Here is a 21,002-nt window from a genome sequence, read left to right on the forward strand (position 1 = left end):
CGGGCGCCGCAGCATTGCAGATTTGCGCCCGATTCCGCCCCTACAGGACACCACGATCCATGGAGCAACCGCAGGACCCGCCGCACGAAAGCCCGTTCAAGGGCAAGACCGGCCTGGTGCGCGTCTGGAACGCCTTCCGCTATTCCCTCGCCGGCCTCTCCGCCGCCTTCCGCCACGAGGATGCCTTCCGCCAGGAATGCCTGCTCGCCGCGATCCTTCTCCCGGCCGCACTGTTCATGCCGGTGGACGGCATGGGCAAGGCGCTGCTCATCGGCAGCACCCTGCTGGTCCTGGTGGTGGAGCTGCTGAATTCGGCCATCGAGGCCACCGTGGACCGGGTGTCGCTGGAGCGCCATCGGCTGGCCAAGCGCGCCAAGGACATCGGCAGCGCCGCCGTGCTGCTGTCGCTGATCAACCTGGCGCTGGTGTGGGGGCTGGTGCTGTTCGGCTAGCGGGTCACGCGCGTGGTACCGGCGTCGCGCACCAGGCGCACGCGCTCGCCGGGCTGGAAGTTCTCGCCTTCGTCTTCCTGCACCACGGCCAGATAACTGCCGCCTTCGAGCTTCACGGTGACCTCCACGCCCTGGCGGCGGGTCACGCCTTCCTCGACCGCGGCGCCGGCCAGGCCGCCGGCCACCGCGCCCAGGATCGCCCCGGCCGCCGCACCGCGTCCGTGGCCGATGGTGGAGCCGGCCAGGCCGCCCACCGCCGCACCCGCGGCACCGCCGATGGGCGTCTTGGTGCCTTCCAGCATGACCGGCCGCACCGACTCGATGGTGCCGAACTGCACCATCATCGTCCGCCGTGCTTCGGCGCGCTCGTAGGTGCCGCCGCCCAGACCGGATGCACAGCCGGCAACCGCCATGGCCGCAGCCACCAGCACCGCCGTTCCCGCTTGCGCGAGCTTCCTGCTTACTGCCATACCTCTTCCCCAAACGCCGCCCGGTAGCGGGCGGCAATCTCGTCGCGCGTCGGCGCGTGGTTCTGCCCGCCACGGTACGCGATCTTGATCGACCCCATGACCGAGGCTAGCCGACCGCAGCGCTGCCAGTCGTAACCGTTTGCAATGCCGTACAGCAGGCCGGCACGGTAGGCGTCGCCGCAGCCGGTGGGGTCGATCACCGCATCCGGGCTCACGCCCGGAATCTCGATGCAGCGACCGTCGGCGTAGATGCGCGAACCCTCGGCCCCCAGCGTGACGATCAGGGCCTCGACCTGCGTGGCGAGGGTTTCCAGGCTTTGCCCGGTCTTCTCGCACAGCAGGCGCGCCTCGTAATCGTTGACCGAGCAATAGCTGGCCAGTTGCAGGCAGCGCAGCAGTTCGTCGCCGGAGAACATGGGCAGCCCCTGGCCGGGGTCGAAGACGAAGGGCACGCCGGCCGCGGCGAACTCCTGCGCATGGCCGAGCATGCCGTCGCGCCCGTCCGGCGCGACGATGCCCAGCGACGCCCCCGCCGCCTCGGACACCTTGTTGAGATGGGAATGGTTCATCGCCCCCGGATGGAAGGCGGTGATCTGGTTGTCGTCCAGGTCCGTGGTGATGAAGGCCTGCGCGGTGAAGGTGCCGGGCACCTGGCGCACGTGGTCCTGGCGCAGCCCCAGGCGCTCCAGGCGGTAGCGGTAGGGGCCGTCGTCGTCCCCCACGGTGGCCATGATCAGCGGATCGGTGCCGAGCAGCTTGAGGTTGTAGGCGATGTTGCCGGCGCAGCCGCCGAACTCGCGCCGCATGTCGGGCACCAGGAAGGCCACGTTGAGGATGTGAATCTGCTCGGGCAGGATGTGATTCTTGAAGCGGTCGTTGAAGACCATGATCGTGTCGTAGGCGATCGAACCGCAGACGAGGATGGACATGACGGGCAGAAGTACGGGACAAAAAGGACCCGCATTATAGGCGCACCCTGTGGGCTGGATGGAACCCACGGAAGGAATCCGGGCCGACGCCCTTCAGGCCGTGACCACGTCCCGTCCGCCTGCGCCGCGCTCCTCGTGGGTGCGCACCACCTCTTCCATCACCGCCAGCAGGCGGTGCGTCACCGCCTCCCAGTCCGCATCGGCCACGCTCGCGCGTGCGTTGGCGCGCAGCCGCTCGCGCAGCGCCGCGTCGCCGGCCAGGCGGCACGCCGCGGCGGCGAACGCCACCTCGTCGCCGCAAGGCGCGAGCCAGCCGTTGTACCCCTCGCGGATGCGCTCGGCGGCGGCCGCGTAGTCGAAGGCGACCACGGGCAGGCCGCTCGCCAGGGCCTCGGTGGTGACGTTGCCGAAGGTTTCGGTGAGGCTGGGGAAGAGGAACAGGTCGGCCGAGGCGTAATGCGCGGCCAGGTCCTCGCCGCTGCGCATGCCGGCATAGACGAATTCCGGATGCGCGGCCTGCAGCGCCGCCCGCGCCGGGCCGTCGCCGACGAAGAGCAGGCGGGCGTCGGCCGCTTCCCCCTTCAGCGCGTCGAAGGCGCGCACCGCGAGCGCCAGGTTCTTCTCCGGCGCCATGCGCCCGACCACGGCCACCACCAGCGTGTCCGGCTGCGCGCTCCATGACCGGCGCAGCGTCTCGCTGCGGCGCGCCGGCGAGAACAAGCCCGTATCGACGCCGCGCGCCACCACCTCGACCCGGTGCACGCCGCGCGCCATCAGTTGCGCGGCCAGCTCCGCGGTCGGCGCCAGGCAGACCTCGCCCTTGTTGTGGAAGCGGCGCAGCCAGGCTTCCACCGGCTGCTTGAGCCAGCCCATGCCGTAGTAGCCGCTGTAGTTGTGGAAGTTGGTATGGAATTCGGTGACCACCGGCAGCCGGAGCTTCCTCGCCGCCGCCACCGCCGACCACCCCAGCGGCCCCTCGGTGACCACCTGCACCACGTCCGGACGGCGCAGCGCCCACAGACGCTGCAGCGCGCTGCGCGCCGGCAGACCCACCTTCAGGTGGTTGTAGCGCGGAATCGGCAGGCCGCGGGAGAGTACTTCCTCGAAACCTGCCGCGCTGGCCGGCTGATCGCCGTCGCCCTGGCGCGGACGCACCAGTTGCACCTGGTGGCCCAGGCGCAGCATGCCTTCCACCACGCGGCCGGTGGTCATGGCCACGCCGTTGACCTCCGGCGGATAGGTTTCGGTGACCACCGCGACGCGCAACTGGCGCGCGGCGGTGGCGAGGTGCTGGAGAACGAGCGGCGTGTCCATGGCGCGCATGCTGCGTGGGCTGAGCGACAGGCGCGTGAACCGCCGATGACGGTTCCGTTACCGGCCCGCTCGTCATGTTCCGGTAACCGCGGAGTCATCCCGGCGCAACGGGCGCTTTCGAGAATGCCGCAAACCCCGAACAGGCGGGGCACATCCGGCCCGGTCGTGCAGGCCGCCCTGCCTGTTTCCCCCACCCCCGGCCCCTCCCCCGCGAGCGGGAGAGGGGAGATTCGAAAGCCGCTCCGCGGCTTTCACGCTGACGAGGACCCGCGCCATGCTGCAGAAGAATCCGCAAACCGCCCACCGCACCGGCCGCAATCTCCACGTCGGCCTCGCCACCTGCGAGACCGAGATTCTGGAAGCGCAGAAACTGCGCTACCGCGTGTTCGCCGAGGAAATGGGCGCCCGCCTGCCCTCGCGCACGCCTGGGGTCGACCGGGACATCTACGACCCCTTCTGCGAACACCTGATCGTGCGCGACGAGGACGCCGGCCGCATCGTCGGCACCTACCGCATCCTGTCTCCGGCCGCGGCACGCAAGGTCGGCGGCTACTATTCCGAGAACGAATTCGATCTCACCCGCCTCACCCATCTGCGCAGCCGCATCGTCGAGATCGGCCGTTCCTGCATCGCCGCCGACTACCGCAGCGGCGCGGTGATCGCCCTGCTGTGGGGCGGGCTGGCGCGCTACATGCAGGAAAACCGCTACGACTACCTGATCGGTTGCGCCTCGGTGAGCATGGCCGACGGCGGGCACGCGGCCGCCAGCCTGTACAATCGGCTGCAGGAAACCCACCTCTCGCCGCCGGAGTACCGCATGTTCCCGCGCTGCCCGCTGCCGCTGACGCGCCTGCGCGGCGACCTCCCGGCCGAAGCGCCGCCGCTCATCAAGGGTTATCTGCGCGCCGGCGCATGGATCTGCGGCGAACCGGCGTGGGACCCCGACTTCAACACCGCCGATCTGCCGATCCTGATGCCGATGAGCAAGGTGGACGACAAGTACGCCCGCCACTTCATGGGACGCAAGGACTGAATACCATCGCCACCTCCCCCGCCGCGCGCAGCCCGCGGGCGCTGCGCGCCTGGCGCACCGCGCGCATGGCCGTGCACGTCGTGCAGGGCGTGCTGACCATCGCGCTGGTCTTCCCCTTCTGCGGCAAGGCGCGCCATCTGGCGCTGCGCCAACGCTGGTCCCGGCGTCTGCTCGCCATCCTGGGCATCCGCCTGCAGGCCGAAGGGACGCCCGTCGCGCCGGGCTGCCTGCTGGTGGCCAACCACATTTCGTGGGTGGATATCTTCGTCATCAACGCGCTGGCGCCCTCCGCCTTCGTCTCCAAGGCGGAAGTGCGCGCCTGGCCGGTGGCCGGCTGGCTCGCGGCGAAGAGCGACACGGTGTTCCTGCGCCGCGGCAGCCGCGGCCACGCGAAGATCGTCAATGCCGAGATCGCCGCCCTGCTCGGGGCTGGACGCAACGTCGCGGTGTTCCCGGAAGGCACGACCACCGACGGCAGCCAGGTACTGCATTTCCACGCCGCACTGCTGCAGCCGGCGATCGCCGCCGGCCGCCCGGTGCAGCCGCTGGCGCTGTCCTACCACACCCCGGACGGCGTACGTTCGCGCGCGCCGGCCTACGACGGCGACGTGTCGTTCGGAGAGTGCTTTTCCGCCATCGTCGGTGAACGTGCGCTGATCGCGCGGCTGCAGGCCGCGGAACCGGTCGCCACCGATCCGCACACGACCGACCGCCGCGAACTGGCGCAGCGGACCCGCGAACACGTCGCCACGCTGAACGCCGCCGAACTGCCGGCACCGGCCGCCGCTCAGCCGGCCACCTGCCACACCTCGCCGTCCTCCAGCCGCAGCGCGGTCAGCTTGCCGCCCCACACGCAGCCGGAATCGAGCGCGATCAGCCCCTTGTCGCGGTAGAAGCCCAGCGCCGACCAGTGCCCGCACACCACCGTGTGCGTGGCGCTCGCCCGCCCCGGTACGCGGAACCACGGCAGCGAGCCGAGGGGCGCGCGCTCCGGCGGCCCCTTTGCGCGCAGCACCAGGCGCCCTTGGGGCGTGCAGAAGCGCATGCGGGTCAGCGCGTTGACGATGAAACGCAGGCGGTCCCAGCCTTTCAGACCGTCCGACCACTGGTCCGGCCTGTCGCCCGCCAGGCTGAGCAGGAACTTGTCCCGGCGCCCGCCGCGCAGGACATCCTCGACCTCGCGCGCCAGCCCCTGCGCCCGCTCCACCGTCCAGCCGGGCGGCAGGCCGGCATGCAGCAGCACGTGGTCGCCTTCCACGTGGAGCAGGTTGCGGCGGGCCAGCCAGTCGAGCAGTTCGTCGCGGTCCGGGGCTTCGAGGATGCGCGCCAGCGTGTCGTCCTTGGCGCGCCGGTCGAAGCCGGCAGCCACCATCAGCAGGTAGAGGTCGTGGTTGCCCAGCACCACGGTCGCCGCCTCGCCCAGGCTGCGCACCAGGCGCAGCACCTGCAGCGACTCGGGGCCGCGGTTGACCAGGTCGCCGACCAGCCACAGCCGGTCCGCGGCCGGATCGAAGCGGATCTTTTCCAGCAGACGGGAAAACGCCGCGTAACAGCCCTGAATGTCGCCGATCGCAATGCTAGCCATGGGCCGTATTTTTACCCAGAATGGCGGCCTTGTGCCGGAGCTGCCGCAGTGCGGCATCCGCACGCCCTGCTCGCCACGCCCCATGCCCGTCCGCCTGCCCTATTCCCTGCTCTGGCTGCTCGCCCTGCCCGCGGTACTGCTGCGCCTGCTGTGGCGCGCACGGCGCCAACCCGAGTACCTCGGGCACGTGGGCGAGCGCTTCGCCCGCTACCCCGCGCCGCCGGACGGCCCGCTGATCTGGCTGCACGCGGTGTCGGTGGGCGAGACGCGCGCGGCCGAACCGCTGGTGCGGGCACTCCTCGCCGGTCATCCCGCGCACCGCGTGCTGCTCACCCACATGACGCCCACCGGACGGGCCACCGGCACGGCCCTGTTCGGCACCGAACCGCGCGTGCTGCAGGCCTACCTGCCCTACGACATGGCCATGCTGGCCGCACGCTTCGTGCGCCACTTCCGGCCCTGCCTCGGCATCGTCATGGAAACCGAACTGTGGCCCAACCTGCTCGCGGTCTGTGCGCAGCACGGGGTGCCGGTGATCCTGGCCAACGCCCGCCTGTCCGCGCGCTCGGCACGGCGCTACGCGCGCTGGCCGGCGCTGACCCGGGCGACGCTGGGCGCGCTGGCCGCCATCGGCGCCCAGACCACGGCAGACGCCGAACGCCTCGCCGCGCTGGGCGCCCACGGCGTCGTGCATACCGGCAACATCAAGTTCGACATCGAGCCACCCGCCGCCCGGCACGAACTCGGCCACGCCTTCCGCGCGCGCATCGGCGCCCGCCCGGCGATCCTGGCCGCCAGCACGCGGGACGGGGAGGAAGGGCCGCTGCTCGACGCCTTCCTGCGCCACGCGCCGGCCGACGCCGTGCTGCTGCTGGTGCCGCGCCATCCCCAGCGCTTCGATGAAGTCGCCGCGCTGGCCGCCGGCCGCGGTCTCGCCGTGCAGCGCCGTTCCGACGGCCAGCCACTGGCCGCCGCCACACGGGTGTGGCTGGGGGATTCCATGGGGGAGATGTTCGCCTACTATGCCGCCGCCGACGTGGCGCTGCTCGGCGGCAGTTGGCAGCCCCTGGGCGGGCAGAACCTGATCGAGTCCTGCGCGGTGGGCACGCCGGTGATCATGGGGCCGCACACCTTCAATTTCGCCCAGGTCGCCGAGCAGGCGGCGGAAGCCGGGGCGGCTCTGCGCGCGGCCGATGCGGAAGACGGCATGAAGGCCGCCGTCGAACTGCTCTCAGACCCGGCGCGCCGGGCGGCGATGGGAGAAGCGGGGCTGGCCTTCGCCCAGGCCCACCGGGGCGCCACCGCACGCACGATGGCGCTGATCGACGGGATTCTCAGCGCTCGGCCAGCAGCGCATTGACGCGCTGCACGTCGTCCTCGGTCAAGGTGCCGGCCGCGGCCTTCAGACGCAGTTGGGCGAGCAGCGTGTCGTAGCGCGCACGTGCGAGCTGCTGCAGGGTGTCGGCGAGCTGGCTCTGGGCATTGAGCACGTCGATGTTGATGCGCACGCCCACTTCGTAGCCCAGCCGGTTGGCTTCCAGCGCCGAGGTCGAGGACAGTTGCGCGGCCTCCAGCGCACCCACCTGGGCCAGCCCGCTGGTGACGCCGAGATAGGCCTGGCGCGCGGCCAGGGCGGCGTCGCGGCGGGCTGCGTCGAGTTCGGCATCGGCCTTGACCTTGAGGGCGGCCGCCTCGCGCTCGCTCGACGAGATGCCGCCGCCGGCGAACAGCGGCAGGTTCAATTGCAGGCCGATGGTGGACGCATCGGTGCGGCTGCCGCCGGGGGCGTTCTGGCTGAAGCCGCTGTGGCTGCGCCCATGGGTGGCCACCACGTCCAGCGTCGGATAGTGCCCGGCGCGCGTGCGCTGCACTTCGCGCACGGCGATCTCGCGCACCAGTTGCTGGGCTTGCACGCCGTAGCCGCCCAGTTCGGCGGCGCCCGCCCACTCGGTGATGCTCTCCGGCTCGGGGCGCAGCAGCGCCACGCCGGGGCGCAGGCCCGCCAGTTGGCCGGGGTCTTCGCCGACGATCTGCACCAGGGTCTGGCGGCGCACCACCAGCTCGTTGTTCGCGGCGATCTCCTGCGCCACGGCCAGATCGTGGCGCGACTGCGCTTCATGCACGTCGGTGATGGTGACCGTGCCCACCTCGAAGCTGACCTTGGCGATCTCCAGTTGCTCGGCCGCCGCGGTGCGCAACTGGGTGACGGCGTCGAGCGCATCCTGCGCGTTGAGCACGTTGAAGTAGGCCTCGGCCACGCGCAGGATCAGGTCCTGCCTGGCCTGGCCGAACTGCGCTTCGGCCAGCGCGGTCTGCAGCTCGCCCTGGCGGTACTGCACCCAGTTCTGCCAGCGGAACAGGGGCTGGGTGAGCTGCACCGTGTAGCCGTTGGTGTTGTAGTCGCGGTCCTGGCGGGCGAGGTCGGTCTTCACCTCGCCCTCGTTCCAGGTCGTGTTGGCCGACAGGCCGATGTTGGGCAGCAGGCCGGCGCGCCCCTGTACCACGCGCTCCTGCCCCGCCTCGCGTTCGGCGCGCGCTGCGGCGAAGCGGGCATCGTTGGCCTGGGCGCGGCGGTAAATGTCGAGCAGGTCGGCGGACCATGCCGCGGTGGACAACAGGCCGGCGGCGAGCAGCGCGAGGACGCGTTTCATAGGCATCAGTATTGCGGCATCCTCGGATCGACTTGGGCGGCCCAGGCGGCGACGCCGCCGTCCAGATTGATGACCTCGGCGAAGCCCTGGTGCTCCAGGAACAGGCACACCTGCGCGCTGCGCACGCCGTGATGGCAGATCACCACGGTCTCCCGCGCGGAGTCCAGTTCCGCCAGCCGCGCCGGCACCGACGCCATCGGCATCGGCAGCGAGCCGTCGATGTGGCAGTACTGGAATTCCCACGGCTCGCGCACGTCCAGCAGCAGCGGCCGGCTCGCCGGCGGGTCGGCCAGGCGTGCGACGAGTTCCAGGGGCGTCACGCGGCGCATCGCCCCGGGCTCAGAACACGAAGCTGTCGTGCCGGGGCGCGTTCTTCAGCGTCGGCACCAGGGTCTCGAAGACGTCCTCGCTCTGGAACTGGCCCTCGCCCACGCAGGTCACCAGCCGGCCCTTCATGACCGGCGCTTCGCCGACGAAGGCGAACAGGCGGCCGCCCGGCTTGAGCTGTTCGAGCAGCGTGCGCGGCAGCACCGGCAGTCCGCCGGAAACCACGATCACGTCGTAGGGCGCGCTCGCCGCCCAGCCCTGGGCCGCGTCGCCTTCCTCGACGATCACGTTGTCGACGCCGTAGCGCGCCAGGTTGTCGTGGGCGAGGCGCACCAGTTCCGGTTCGATGTCGACGGTGCGCACCCACTCGGCGCGCGCCGCCAGCAGCGCGGCAAAGTAGCCCGAGCCGGCGCCGACTTCCAGCACCGAATCGCCGGGTTTCACCTGCACGGCCTGCAGCACCTTGCCTTCGATCACCGGCTTGAGCATGGCCTGGCCGCTGTCGATCGGGATCTCGATGTCCGCGAAGGCCAGCGTCTTGTACGCGGCAGGCACGAATTCCTCGCGCCGCACCGTCATCAGCAGGTCGAGCACGGCTGGATCCAGCACCTCCCAGGGGCGGATCTGCTGTTCGACCATGTTGAACCGGGCTTTTTCGAAGTTCATTCAGGGCTCCCTGGGGCGAGTATTGGCATGAGCCAATCAACAATACGGACGGAAGAAAACCTGCGCATTCTATCCCACTTGGCGGTCCGGCTTAACCCGGTACCAGGCGGCGTACAGCGCCGGCAGGAACAGCAGGGTGAGCAGCGTGGCGACCAGCAGGCCGCCCATGATGGCCACCGCCATGGGCCCGAAGAAGGCGCTGCGCGACAGCGGGATCATCGCCAGCACGGCCGCCGCCGCGGTCAGCACGATGGGGCGGAAGCGGCGCACGGTGGATTCGACGATGGCCTCCCACTGGCTGCGTCCGGCTTCCAGGTCCTGGCGGATCTGGTCCACCAGGATCACCGAGTTGCGCATGATCATGCCCGACAGCGCGATGGTGCCGAGCATGGCGACGAAGCCGAAGGGCCGGTCGAACAGCAGCAGGAAGGCGGTGACGCCGATCATGCCGAGCGGGGCGGTGAGGACCACGAGGGCCACCCGGCTGAAGTTCTGCAACTGCAGCATCAGCACGGTGAGCACCGCCAGCAGGAACAGCGGGATGCCGGCCGCCACCGACTTGCCGCCCTTGGCGCTCTCCTCCACCGCGCCGCCGTCCTCGATGTGGTAGCCCAGCGGCAGCGCCGTGCGGATCGACGCCATGGCCGGCGCGAGCCGGGCCACCACCTCCGCCGGCTGCACCGCGCCGTACAGGGAGGCGCGCACGGTGATCGTGGGCAGGCGGTTGCGCCGCCAGATCACGCCCTGCTCGAAGCCGTATTCCAGCGTGGCCAGTTGCGCCAGCGGCACGCTGCGCCCGCCCGCGGCGGGCACCGCGAGGTCGGGCAGCAGGCCGAGGTGCACGCGCTCGGATTCGGCGCCGCGCAGCACCACGGCGATGGTTTCGGAACCTTCGCGGAACTCCGTCACCGTCGTGCCCTGCAGCGAGGTGTCGAGCAGGCGCGCCAGATCGCTGCTGGAGACGCCGAGCAGGCGGGCCTTGTCCTGGTCCACGCGCAGGCGGACCACCTTGGAGGGCTCCTCCCAGTCGAGATGTACGTTGGACAGATGCGGGTCGTCGCGCATCTGCCCGGCCACCCGGTGGGCAATGCGGCGCAGTTCGTCCAGGTCCGGCCCGCTCACCCGGTACTGCACCGGAAAGCCCACCGGCGGGCCGTTCTCCAGCCGGGTGACCACGCCGCGCAGTTCGGAGGCTTCTTCCGCGAACAGGCGGATCAGCCGCGCGCGCAGCGCCTCGCGGGCTTCGATGCCCTCGGTGAGCACGACGAACTGGGCGAAGCTGGTCTGCGCCAGTTGCTGGTCCAGCGGCAGGTAGAAGCGCGGGCTGCCGCCGCCGACCCAGGCCACGTAGTTCTCGATGCCGGGCTGCCCGTCGAGGAAGGCTTCCATGCGGCGCACCGCCGCCTCGGTGGCCCGGTGCGAGACGCCTTCGGCCAGGCGCAGGTCCACCAGCAGTTCCGGGCGGGTCGAATCGGGGAAGAACTGCTGCGGCACGAAGCGCACGAACGCCGCCAGCGAGCCGGCGAAGATCGCCAGCGTCAGCCCGATGACCACCCAGCGGTGCGCCACGCAGGCATGCACCAGGGCGCGGAAGCGGGTATAGAAGGCCGTGTGGTAGATGGCGTATTCATCGTGCTGATCGTGGGCGTGCGCCGCGCGCCCGGCCAGCCGCGCGCCCAGCCCGGGCCACAGCCGGCCGGCCAGGCGGGCCGCCACGGACGGCTTGCCGTCGCGCTTGCTGAAATCCGGCAGCAGGTGGTAGCCCAGCCAGGGCACGAAGAGCACCGCCGCCACCCAGGACACCAGCAGCGCGATCACCGTGACCTGGAACAGGGAGCGGGTGTATTCCCCGGTACTGGAGGCCGCGGTGGCGATGGGCAGGAAGCCGGCGGCGGTCACCAGTGTGCCGGAGAGCATGGGCATGGCGGTGGACACGTAGGCGAAGCTCGCCGCGCGGGCGCGCTCCCAGCCCTGCTCCATCTTGGTGGCCATCATCTCCACCGCGATGATGGCGTCGTCCACCAGCAGGCCGAGGGCCATGATCAGCGCCCCGAGGGAAATCTTGTGCAGGCCGATGCCGAACAGGTGCATGAACAGGAAGGTGATCGCCAGCACCACCGGGATGATGATCAGCACCACCACGCCGGTGCGCAGGCCCAGCGACATCAGGCTCACCGCCATGACGATGACCACCGCCTCGGCCAGCACCTGGACGAATTCCCCCACCGAGCGCGCCACGGCGCGCGGCTGGTCGGCCACCCGCTCCAGCGTGACGCCGAGCGGCAACTGGGCCTGGATGCGCGCCACCGCCTCGTCCAGGTGGCGGCCCAGGGCGATGATGTCGCCGCCCTCGCGCATGGCCACGCCGATGCCGAAGGCTTCCCGCCCCTTGAAGCGCATGCGTTCGCGCGGCGGATCGGCGTAGCCGCGCCTGACCTCGGCCACGTCGCCGAGACGGAAGCTGCGCCCGCCGGCGCGGACCACCGTGGCGCGGATCGCGTCCAGGTCGCCGAAGGCGCCGTCCGGGCGCAGCCAGATGCGCTCTTCCCCGGTCTCGAAGAAACCGCTGCTGGCCACCGCGTTCTGCTCGGCCAGCGCCTCGACGATGTCGCCCAGCGCAAGGCCGAAGGTCGCCAGCTTGGTATTGGAGAGTTCGATGTAGACCCGCTGCGGCTGCTCGCCGAAGAAGCTCACCTTGGCCACGTCGGGCACGTGCAGCAGTTCGGCGCGGATGGCCTCCGCGTAGCGCTTCAGTTCCGCGTAGTCCAGCCCCTCCCCGAGCAGCGCGAATAGGTTGCCGTAGGTGTCGCCGAACTCGTCGTTGAAGGAGGGGCCCACCACCCCCTGCGGCAGCGTGTGGCGGATGTCGCCGATCTTCTTGCGCACCTGGTACCACACGTCCGGCATCTCGCGCGGCGGGGTGGAGTCGCGCACGAGGAAGAACACCATGGACTCGCCCGGGCGCGAATAGCTGCGCACCACGTCCACCTGGGCGATTTCCTGCAGCTTCTTCTCGATCTTGTCGGTGACCTGCTCGGCCACCTCGGCCGCCGCGGCACCGGCCCATTCGGTGCGCACCACCATGACCTTGAAGGTGAACGGCGGATCTTCCGATTGGCCCAGGCGGGTGTAGGAATACAGCCCGACCAGGGTCATCGCCACCATGGCGTACAGCACCAGCGCCTGGTGGGTGAGGCCCCATCCGGAAAGATTCCATTTGCTCATCGGCGCGCATCCAGCCGCACGGGTTCGCCGTCTTCCACCGCCCGCACGGACTCGCCTTCCACCAGCTTATGCACGCCCGTCGCCACCACCCGCGCATCCGCCGGCAGGCCGCCGCGCAGCAGCGCACCGCCTTCGCGGTACTCGCCGATCTCGACCGGCACCGGCCGCACCCGCGATTCGGCATCCACCACCCACACCGCGGGCCGCCCGTCGACCCGGGTCAGCGCGCCGAGCGGCACGAGGGCCGGCGCCTGTTCCGGCCCGGCCAGCACGACGCTGGCGGTGGCGCCGAGGGGCAGGCTGTCGTCGGCCTGCCGCACCGCCACGCGCACCGCGAAACTGCGCGTCGCCGCATCCGCGACCGGCGTGATTTCGCGTACCTGCGCCACGAACGTGCGCCCGGCCGCCGCCCACGGATGCACCACCGCGGGCAGGCCGACCGCCAGCCCGGCGAGCCGGCTCTCGGGCACGTGGATCAGCACCTCGCGCTCCTCGGGGCGCGCCACGCGCAGCACCGCCTGGCCGGCGGCGACCACCGCACCGGGCTCGACGAAGGTATTCAGCACCACACCGTCGTGGTCGGCGTGCAGATCGGCATACTCCGCCTGGTTGCCGGCGCTGGCGGCCTGGGCGCGGGCGGCGCGCAGGGCGGCTTCGGCCGCCTGCACGGCGGTGCGCCGCGCGTCCAGCGCCGAGGCGCTGACGAAGTTCCTCCGGTGCAGCTCCTCGCTGCGCGACAGTTCGGCGCGCGCCAGTGCCAGATCGGCCTCGGCCGCCGCCACCTGCGCCGCCGCGGCGCCCGCCGCCAGACGCACGTCCGCCGGATCGAGCCGGGCGAGCAGATCGCCGCGCCGCACGCCGTCGCCCGCATCCACTTGGCGCGAGATCACCTTGCCGCCGATGCGGAAGGCCAGGTCGGTTTCCAGCCGCGCACGCACTTCGCCGGTGTAGACCCGCGCCAGCGCATCCGCGCCCGCCGCATCCGGCCTGACGACGCGCACCGCGCGCGGCGGGGCCTCTTCGGCCTGCTGCGGAGCGCAGGCGGCCAGCAGGACGGCAAGCGCCGCGGCGCCCGCGTGCGGCAGTGAGGTGTTCATCGCGCCTCCTCGCGCGGCGCCGGCGCCGCGCCGAGACCATGCATCAGCAGATCGAACCAGGTATCCAGAAAGCGCTGCGCATCGAGATCGCCCCCACAGCAGGCGCCGAAGGAATGGCGCCACAGCGCGAGGTGCAGCAGCGGCGCCATGAACACGTTGCCGATCAGTTCGGTATTCACCCTGCGGAACACCCCCATGTCCACCCCGCGCTGCACGGCGGTGCGGATCAGCCGCAGGCCACGGCGGATCACCGTCTCATGATAGTAGGCCGCCACCTCGGGGAAGTTGCGCGCCTCCGACATCATCAGCTTCGGAATGCCGCCCAGCTCGGTGCTGCCGATGAGCGCCCACCACTCGTAGAGAAACCCGCGCAGCAGGGTCACCGGATCGTCCGCGTGGCGTTCCAGCATCGCCTCGCCGGCCTCGATCGCCGGCACCACGCCTTCGGCGATCACCGCCTTGAACAGCGCCTCCTTGCTGTCGAAGTACAGGTACAGGGTTCCCTTCGACACCCCCGCCCGCGCCGCCACCTCGTCCAGCCGGGTCGCCGCGAAGCCCTTTTCGACGAACAGCGACAGCGCCGCCGCGGTGAGTTCCTGCGGCCTGGCCTCCTTGCGCCGGCGCCGCGGCGCGCTGCGTTGTGCCGCGACCGGGGATTTCTCCGCCATTGCCCGCCTCCGGTAGGGCCCGGCATGCAAGCAGACCGGGCGCGGTTAATAACTGACCAGTCAGTAATTTAGGAGATGTGCAACGGCCTGTCTACCCGCCGTTGCCGGAGACGGCCGGGCCGGCGTCCTTTGTGCTGCGATCCGGGGAGGGTCAGCGGCCGCCGCCGCGCTTTGCCGCGCCGCGGCCCCGCGTGGAGCGCCGGGGGCCATCGGCACTGGCGGCGATGTCGGAGAGCAGGCTGGAACTCTCGATCCCGCTCCGATAGGCGGCCATCAGTTCGGCCGGGTCGGCGCCGAGGACGAGCGCGACCTCGACGAATTCCGTCACGTCCAGGCGCCGCGCCCCGCGCTCGTACTTGGAGACGAAGCTCTGCGGCTTGCCCAGCGCACGGGCCACGGCTTCCTGCGTAAGCCCCGCCCGTTCCCTGGCGGACACCAGCAGGGAGCACAGGATTCCGTATTGGGGGCGATGCAGGGCATTGGGCATGCGGCAATGTCGCCCACCTTGCCGATTATCCTAAAACAGGTTATTCGTCGTCCATGAACATCGGATTCGTCCGATCGATACCCTTAAATATGGGCAACAGAATGGAAGCGTCATCCGGTTTCATCAGGATTCCCCGGTGCCCTTCCGCTACCCTGCGCCCCCGTCGCGGCACGGGGAGGGGTCGGCGGTCGTCGAGATGTGGCGCGCCTTATTCTCCACCGTCGACGCCATCCCCGGGGCCGTCGCACGCATGCCCCCAAACCCCGCTGTAGGAGCGGGCTCGCCCGCGATGCGGCGGTGGTTTCCTCGTAGGCCGCATCGCGGGCAAGCCCGCTCCACAGCCGGCGCATGGGCTGCGGGAAACCGGCTGGACCCGGGCACAACGCCCGGGCCGCGCGCCTCAACCGCCGGCACTGCGCGGCTTCGCCGTGCGGGGATCGAGGGCGAGGAAGTGGTGCACCACCGGCTTGCCCGGCCCGGCGTGGTAACGGTGGGCGGCCTGCTGCAGATCCGCGTCGGCGCGGGAGACGCGCCGGTGCTGGCGCAGGTGCTCGGCCCAGGACTCCACCAGAAACCACTCGACGATCCGTTCCGGGTCGCCGGTATCCTGGGTGATGCCCCAGGCGTAGGCCCCATCGCGCCGGCGCTGGCGCGACACCGGCTGCAGCGCGTGCAGGAAGGCGGGCAGGTCTTCGGCGCAGATGCGGTACTCCACCTGGATCATCACCGGGCCGCGGTCCGCGCTCGCCTCCACGTTGAACAGGGGCTCGGGCCAGTGGTTGGAGGGCTGCAGGTCCGATTCGCCTGCCGGCAGGCGGACACGGTGGAACAGCAGGGCGGCCAGCGCCAGCCCGGCGCCGCCCGCCAGCAGCGTGAAGGGCACGCCGATGGCCTTGGCGACCAGGCCCCAGGCCAGGCTGCCGCCGGCCATGGCGCCGTTGAACACGGTCAGGTAGATGGCCAGGCCGCGCCCGCGCACCCAGTTGGGCAGTACCGCCTGGGCGACGCCGTTCAGCGTGGTGAGCGCGATGATCCAGCCCATGCCCAGCAGCAGCATCAGTACCACGGCGGCCCACCGGGGCGGGGCCAGGGACAGGATGGCCATGACCGCGGCGGCGATGAGCGCGGCGGCCAACACCAGGCCGTCCGCCCCCAGGCGCTCCCGCAGGCGCGGCAGCAGCACCGCGCCCAGGATCGCGCCCAGGCCCACCGCCCCCAGCAGCAGGCCGTAGAAGCCCGCCGTGCCGCCGAGCATGCTGCGCGCCACCAGCGGCAGCAGCGCCCACACCGAACTGGCGAAGGCGAAGAACACCGCGGCGCGCAGCAGCACCACGTGCAGTTCGCGGCTGGCGCGGGCGTAGCGCAGGCCGGCGCGGAAGGCGCCGAAGAAGTCTTCCGACAACTCGTCCCGCGCTGCCACCGGACGCCGCCACCACAGCAGCGCGACGATGACCACCACGTAGCTCAGCACGTCGGCGCCGTAGGCCGCCGCCGCGCCGAAGCTCGCCAGCAGCAGGCCGCCGCCGGCCGGGCCCACGGCGCGAGCGATGTTGATGCCCAGGGAGTTCAGTGCCACCGCGTTCTTCAATTCGGCACGCGGCACCAGTTCCGGCACGATGGCCTGCCACGCCGGCCCCATCAGCGCCGCCCCCACGCCGCCGACGAAGGTCAGCGCCACCAGGTATTCGACGGTGAGCGCGTCGGCGAGCGAAAGCGCCAGCAGCGTGCCGCTGACGCCCGCCAGCAGCACCTGCACGAAGACCAGCAGGCGGCGGCGGTCGAGGATGTCCGACAGCACGCCGGCGGGGATGGCGAGCAGGAACACCGGCAGGAAGGCCGCCGTCTGCACCAGGGCCACGGCCGCCGGGTTGGTGGACAGCTCGGTGACCATCCACGCGCTGGCCACGTCGCGGATGAAGCTGCCCACGTTGCCCAGCACCGTCGCCGCCCACAGCACGAGGAAGACGGTGTGGCGCAGGGGGGCGAAGCTGCCTTGCGGGGCGGCGACGGACGGTGTGTCGTGCGTCATGGACGGCGTCTACCCCATCCAGCACGAGCAGCCGAGCGCACCGAAGAAGCCCTTGAGGTCGGACACCGGCAGCTTCGCGCCCCACGCCCGGGCGTGGTCGTGGCCGTGCAAGCCGCAGGCGCTGGCGCAGTTGCAGGAGGCGATTGCCCGGTAGCGCAGGGAATTCCGGCCCGCACCCTCCGGTTCGCCCCAGGCCGCATAGCCCTTGAAGGTGCGCACCGGCGACCAGGCCGGCATGGGGGGCGGCAGGGGGTTGTCGTCCAGGCCGGCAAAATCCCCTGCACCGTAGACCACGCGCCCGCCGACCACGGTGAGGTCGGAGGTGAGGAAGGAGAGCGCGTCCTCGGCGCAGGCGAAGAAATCCTTGTCCGGCACGATGAGGTCGGCGAACTGGCCCTTCTCGATGCGGCCGCGCCTGCCTTCCTCGTTGGAGAACCATGCCACGTTCTCGGTCCACATGCGCAGGGCCGTCTCCCGGTCCAGGCAGTTGCGGCGCGGGTAGATCGTGAGGCCACCGACCGTCTTGCCGGTGATCATCCAAGCCAGGGACACCCAGGGGTTGTAGGAGGCGACGCGGGTGGCGTCGGTGCCGGCGGAGACCTTGACGCCCTTGTCCAGCATACGGGCGATGGGCGGGGTGGCTTCCGCGGCGGCAGCGCCGTAGCGTTCGACGAAGTATTCGCCCTGGTAGGCCATGCGGTGCTGCACGGCGATGCCGCCGCCGAGCGCAGCGATGCGGTCGATGGACCTGTCCGAGATGGTCTCGGCGTGGTCGAAGAACCAGTTGAGGCCGGCGAGCGGAACGTCCCGGTCGACCTTCTCGAACACGTCCAGCGCGCGGGAGATGGTCTCGTCGTAGGTGGCGTGCAGGCGCCACGGCCAGCGGTTCTGGGCGAGGATGCGCACCACTTCTTCCAGTTCGCCTTCCATCTGCGGCGGCATGTCCGGGCGCGGCTGGCGGAAGTCCTCGAAATCCGCCGCCGAGAACACCAGCATCTCGCCGGCGCCGTTGTGGCGGAAGTAGTCGTCGCCCTGCTTGTACTTCACCGTGGACGTCCAGTTGAGGAAGTCCTCCTTCTCCTGTTTCGGCTTCTGGGTGAACAGGTTGTAGGCCAGCCGCACCGTCATCCGGCCTTCGTCGGCCAGCTTCTGGATCACCGCGTAGTCGTCCGGAAAGTTCTGGAAGCCGCCGCCCGCGTCGATGACCCCGGTCACGCCCAGGCGGTTGAGTTCGCGCATGAAGTGGCGGGTGGAATTGACTTGGTAGTCGAAGGGCAGCTTGGGGCCTTTCGCCAGGGTCGCGTAGAGGATCTGCGCGTTGGGCCTGGCCAGCAGCAGGCCGGTGGGATTGCCGGCGGCGTCGCGGGTGATCTCGCCCCCCGGCGGTTCGGGCGTCTCCTTCGTGTAGCCCACGGCGCGCAGGGCCGCGGCGTTGAGCAGCGCCCGGTCGTAGAGGTGGAGCAGGAAGACCGGCGTGTCCGGCGCGATGGCGTTGATCTCGTCCAGCGTGGGCAGGCGCTTCTCGGCGAACTGGTGCTCGGTGAAGCCGCCCACCACGCGCACCCATTGCGGAGCGGGGGTGATGGCCACCTGGCGGCGCAGCATGTCGAGGGCGTCGGCCAGCGAGCGCACCCCGTCCCAGCGCAGTTCCATGTTGAAGTTGAGGCCGCCGCGCACCACGTGGGTGTGGTTGTCGATGAGGCCGGGCAGCACGGCGCGGCCTTTGAGGTCGATGACCCGGGTGGCGGGGCCGGCCAGGGCCATCACCTCGGCGTCCTCGCCCACGGCCAGGAACTTGCCATCATGAATCGCCACGGCACTGGCCTGGGGCCTGCCGCGGTCCAGCGTGGTGAAGCGGCCGTTGCGCAGGACCACGTCGGCAATGGTCGATTGGCTCATGACTGCTTGCCCTCCATGGATTGGGCCTGTTGGGCGGCTGCATGGCGCCCGGGCAACTGGCCGAACACGTGCTTGACGGCATGGGTCTTGTCGCAGGCCGTGCTGAATGCCGTGCCGGCGAGCAAGTGCTTGCCGACCGGGATGACCTGCTCGCCGATCAGGATGCCGAGCAGCCCCACCAGGGCCACCAGGGGCGGCGCGGGGGAGCGCACGTTGAGCAGGCTGTAGACGATGCCGACCAGCAGGCCGGCACCCAGGGACAGGACGTAGAGTTTCATGGGCTTCCTCGCTGCGCGGCGGATGCCGCGCCGATGGCCGGATACCGCGCGGACCGGGGCACCCCCGTCCGCACCCACGGGAAGACGGGCGCCGCCGCATCCCGCAGCGCCGCCCGCCCGGGAACCCTTACTTGGCCGGGTTCGGTCCGATGCGCTGGCCGTGCTTCACGCGCTCGGGCGCCTTGTGGACCATGGTGTAGGCATAATCCACGCCCATGCCGTAGGCGCCGGAATGCTCCTTCACGATCGCCATCACCTCGTCGTAGGTCTCCTTGCGCGCCCAGTCGCGCTGCCATTCCAGCAGCACCTGCTGCCAGGTCACGGGCACGATGCCGGCCTGGACCATGCGGTCCATGGCGTACTTGTGGGCCTCCACCGAAGTGCCGCCGGAGGCGTCGGCCACCATGTAGATCTCGTAGCCGCCTTCCAGCGCCGCACACAAGGCGAAGGTAGTGTTGCAGACCTCGGTCCACAGGCCCGCGACGATGACCTTCTTGCGCCCGTTGGCGGCCAGCGAGTCGCGCACGTTCTGGTCGTCCCAGGAGTTCATCGAGGTGCGCTCGAGGATGTTGTGCTCGGGGAAGACGGCCAGCAGTTCGGGATAGGTATTGCCGGAAAAGCCGTCGGTCTCCACGGTGGTGATGGTCGTCGGAATCTTGAACGTCTTCGCGGCCTTGGCCAGCGCCACCACGTTGTTCTTCAGGACCTGGCGGTCGATGGACTGCACGCCGAAGGCCATCTGCGGCTGCTGGTCGATGAAGATCAGTTGGCTGTTCTGCGGCGTGAGCACTTCCAGATATTCGTTCGACACGGTTTCTCTCCTTTCTTGATTGGGGCGCGGCGTGAATGCCGTTCATGCCGGCACGGTATGACGGATCACGCCAGGCGACGGAGCCTGCGCGACCCTGACGCGGGAGGCGCCGCAGAAAGTCCCCCGCGTCCAGGAGCCCCCGGCGGGCAATGCCGTCGGGAACTTTTATAGTCATAGTCCCTCAGCCGGCCGCGTCCACCAGAACCAGCTCGGCATCCTCCAGCGCGGTCACGCGGATGCTGTCCACATCGCTGATCGCCGCGCCGTCGCGGGCTTCCAGCGCCACGCCGTCCACCTCGACCCGGCCGCTGGCCGGCACCAGGTAGCCGTAGCGGTCCGCGCCCAGGCGGTACTCGGCGGTCTCGCCAGCCTTCAGCGTGGCGCCCAGCACGCGGGCGTCGGTGCGGATGGGCAGCGCGTCGTCATCGCCTTCCCTGCCGCTGGCGAGCGCCACGAACTGCCCGGAACGGTCGCCCTTGGGGAAGGGCTTGGCCCCCCAGGAGGGCTGGCCGCCGCGGCGATCCGGGAAGATCCAGATCTGGAAGATGCGCGTGATGCCCGGTTCCAGGTTGTACTCGGAGTGGCGGATGCCCGTGCCCGCGCTCATCACCTGCACGTCGCCGGCCTTGGTGCGGCCCTTGTTGCCCAGGCTGTCCTGGTGGGTGATGGCGCCTTCGCGCACATAGGTGATGATCTCCATGTCCGCGTGCGGGTGGGGCGGGAAGCCGGTGCCCGGGGCGATGGTGTCGTCGTTCCACACCCGCAGCGCGCCCCAGTGCACGCGCTCGGAGTCGTGGTACTCGGCGAAGGAAAAGTGGTGCTTGGCGTCGAGCCAGCCGTGGTTGGCGCCGCCGAGGCTGTCGAAGGGACGACGTTCGATCATGATGTCCTCCTGCTGAATGGGGTTGCGATGGGCTCACTATAGGCAGTCGCCGGAACATTGAGAACGGAATGAATAGAATTTCATCGTTTCCGTTTTTAGCGTATAACAGCAAGGCGTTTCGCCCCCTCCCCTTCAAGGGGAGGGCTGGGGTGGGGATGGGTTTACTTCCCCCACTGAACCGAAACCCATCCCCCTCCT

20 protein-coding genes are annotated in these 21,002 nt (G+C 70.4%); 4 read left to right on the forward strand and 16 right to left on the reverse strand.

Annotated features, from left to right (window positions below; all coding sequences use genetic code 11):
• The first annotated feature begins 59 nt into the window (after window positions 1–59).
• Window positions 60–452 (forward strand): diacylglycerol kinase, encoded by a 393-nt coding sequence (locus E6O51_RS09880; protein WP_136384818.1) that lies wholly within the window; start codon window positions 60–62, stop codon window positions 450–452.
• Here the strand turns inward: E6O51_RS09880 and E6O51_RS09885 are convergent.
• The 3 genes from E6O51_RS09885 to E6O51_RS09895 all read right to left on the reverse strand — a co-directional run bounded on the left by E6O51_RS09885 (window position 449) and on the right by E6O51_RS09895 (window position 3,174).
• A complete protein-coding gene (locus tag E6O51_RS09885) occupies window positions 449–922 on the reverse strand; it encodes an outer membrane lipoprotein (RefSeq protein ID WP_136384819.1) in 474 nt (157 codons plus the stop codon). The two genes, E6O51_RS09880 and E6O51_RS09885, sit on opposite strands and share 4 nt — an antisense overlap.
• Entirely contained in the window at window positions 913–1,851 is a 939-nt protein-coding gene (locus E6O51_RS09890) for a carbohydrate kinase family protein (protein WP_136384820.1), read from the reverse strand. Before E6O51_RS09890 ends, E6O51_RS09885 begins: the two co-directional genes overlap by 10 nt.
• Before the next feature lie 93 nt (window positions 1,852–1,944).
• Window positions 1,945–3,174 carry a glycosyltransferase family 4 protein gene (locus E6O51_RS09895; protein WP_136384821.1) on the reverse strand — a complete coding sequence of 410 codons (1,230 nt, stop codon included), beginning with the start codon at window positions 3,172–3,174 and terminating at the stop codon, window positions 1,945–1,947.
• A gap of 265 nt (window positions 3,175–3,439) precedes the next feature.
• On the opposite strand from E6O51_RS09895, the gene E6O51_RS09900 reads away from it, so the two are divergent.
• Both E6O51_RS09900 and E6O51_RS09905 read left to right on the forward strand, forming a co-directional pair.
• Window positions 3,440–4,198 carry a GNAT family N-acetyltransferase gene (locus E6O51_RS09900; RefSeq protein WP_136384822.1) on the forward strand — a complete coding sequence of 253 codons (759 nt, stop codon included), beginning with the start codon at window positions 3,440–3,442 and terminating at the stop codon, window positions 4,196–4,198.
• A 65-nt stretch (window positions 4,199–4,263) separates the two neighbouring features.
• Entirely contained in the window at window positions 4,264–5,091 is an 828-nt protein-coding gene (locus E6O51_RS09905) for a lysophospholipid acyltransferase family protein (RefSeq protein ID WP_136384823.1), read from the forward strand.
• Here the strand turns inward: E6O51_RS09905 and E6O51_RS09910 are convergent.
• Complete coding sequence (locus E6O51_RS09910; RefSeq protein ID WP_136384824.1) at window positions 4,986–5,783, reverse strand: symmetrical bis(5'-nucleosyl)-tetraphosphatase; 798 nt, start codon at window positions 5,781–5,783, stop codon at window positions 4,986–4,988. The genes E6O51_RS09905 and E6O51_RS09910 overlap by 106 nt on opposite strands.
• 82 nt (window positions 5,784–5,865) lie before the next feature.
• Between E6O51_RS09910 and waaA the strand changes: the two genes are divergently transcribed.
• Window positions 5,866–7,143: a lipid IV(A) 3-deoxy-D-manno-octulosonic acid transferase gene (waaA, locus tag E6O51_RS09915; RefSeq protein WP_136384825.1), complete on the forward strand. Its 1,278-nt coding sequence runs from the start codon at window positions 5,866–5,868 to the stop codon at window positions 7,141–7,143.
• Here the strand turns inward: waaA and E6O51_RS09920 are convergent.
• The 12 genes from E6O51_RS09920 to E6O51_RS09975 all read right to left on the reverse strand — a co-directional run bounded on the left by E6O51_RS09920 (window position 7,118) and on the right by E6O51_RS09975 (window position 20,804).
• Window positions 7,118–8,434 (reverse strand): TolC family outer membrane protein, encoded by a 1,317-nt coding sequence (locus E6O51_RS09920; protein ID WP_136384857.1) that lies wholly within the window; start codon window positions 8,432–8,434, stop codon window positions 7,118–7,120. The two genes, waaA and E6O51_RS09920, sit on opposite strands and share 26 nt — an antisense overlap.
• A gap of 5 nt (window positions 8,435–8,439) precedes the next feature.
• A complete protein-coding gene (locus E6O51_RS09925; RefSeq protein ID WP_136384826.1) occupies window positions 8,440–8,763 on the reverse strand; it encodes a rhodanese-like domain-containing protein in 324 nt (107 codons plus the stop codon).
• A gap of 10 nt (window positions 8,764–8,773) precedes the next feature.
• Window positions 8,774–9,427 carry a protein-L-isoaspartate O-methyltransferase family protein gene (locus tag E6O51_RS09930; protein ID WP_136384827.1) on the reverse strand — a complete coding sequence of 218 codons (654 nt, stop codon included), beginning with the start codon at window positions 9,425–9,427 and terminating at the stop codon, window positions 8,774–8,776.
• Window positions 9,428–9,496: 69 nt separating this feature from the next.
• Entirely contained in the window at window positions 9,497–12,652 is a 3,156-nt protein-coding gene (locus tag E6O51_RS09935) for an efflux RND transporter permease subunit (RefSeq protein WP_136384828.1), read from the reverse strand.
• Window positions 12,649–13,749, reverse strand: coding sequence for an efflux RND transporter periplasmic adaptor subunit (locus E6O51_RS09940; protein ID WP_136384829.1), 1,101 nt, complete (start codon window positions 13,747–13,749; stop codon window positions 12,649–12,651). Before E6O51_RS09940 ends, E6O51_RS09935 begins: the two co-directional genes overlap by 4 nt.
• On the reverse strand, window positions 13,746–14,417 hold the full coding sequence (locus E6O51_RS09945) for a TetR/AcrR family transcriptional regulator (protein ID WP_136384830.1): 672 nt from the start codon (window positions 14,415–14,417) through the stop codon (window positions 13,746–13,748). The genes E6O51_RS09940 and E6O51_RS09945 overlap by 4 nt, the downstream gene beginning before the upstream one ends.
• A gap of 151 nt (window positions 14,418–14,568) precedes the next feature.
• A complete protein-coding gene (locus E6O51_RS09950; protein WP_136384831.1) occupies window positions 14,569–14,904 on the reverse strand; it encodes a helix-turn-helix domain-containing protein in 336 nt (111 codons plus the stop codon).
• Between the two features lie 400 nt (window positions 14,905–15,304).
• A complete protein-coding gene (locus E6O51_RS09955) occupies window positions 15,305–16,933 on the reverse strand; it encodes an MFS transporter (protein WP_136384832.1) in 1,629 nt (542 codons plus the stop codon).
• Between the two features lie 9 nt (window positions 16,934–16,942).
• Window positions 16,943–18,832 (reverse strand): amidohydrolase, encoded by a 1,890-nt coding sequence (locus E6O51_RS09960; RefSeq protein ID WP_136384833.1) that lies wholly within the window; start codon window positions 18,830–18,832, stop codon window positions 16,943–16,945.
• Window positions 18,829–19,110, reverse strand: a complete 282-nt coding sequence (locus E6O51_RS09965) for a XapX domain-containing protein (protein ID WP_136384834.1) — start codon at window positions 19,108–19,110, stop codon at window positions 18,829–18,831. The genes E6O51_RS09960 and E6O51_RS09965 overlap by 4 nt, the downstream gene beginning before the upstream one ends.
• A gap of 127 nt (window positions 19,111–19,237) precedes the next feature.
• Complete coding sequence (locus tag E6O51_RS09970; protein ID WP_136384835.1) at window positions 19,238–19,921, reverse strand: hydrolase; 684 nt, start codon at window positions 19,919–19,921, stop codon at window positions 19,238–19,240.
• A gap of 181 nt (window positions 19,922–20,102) precedes the next feature.
• A complete protein-coding gene (locus E6O51_RS09975; RefSeq protein ID WP_136384836.1) occupies window positions 20,103–20,804 on the reverse strand; it encodes a pirin family protein in 702 nt (233 codons plus the stop codon).
• Between the last annotated feature and the right edge of the window lie 198 nt (window positions 20,805–21,002).

Source organism: Pseudothauera rhizosphaerae, assembly GCF_004801305.1.
Lineage (GTDB): Bacteria > Pseudomonadota > Gammaproteobacteria > Burkholderiales > Rhodocyclaceae > Pseudothauera > Pseudothauera rhizosphaerae.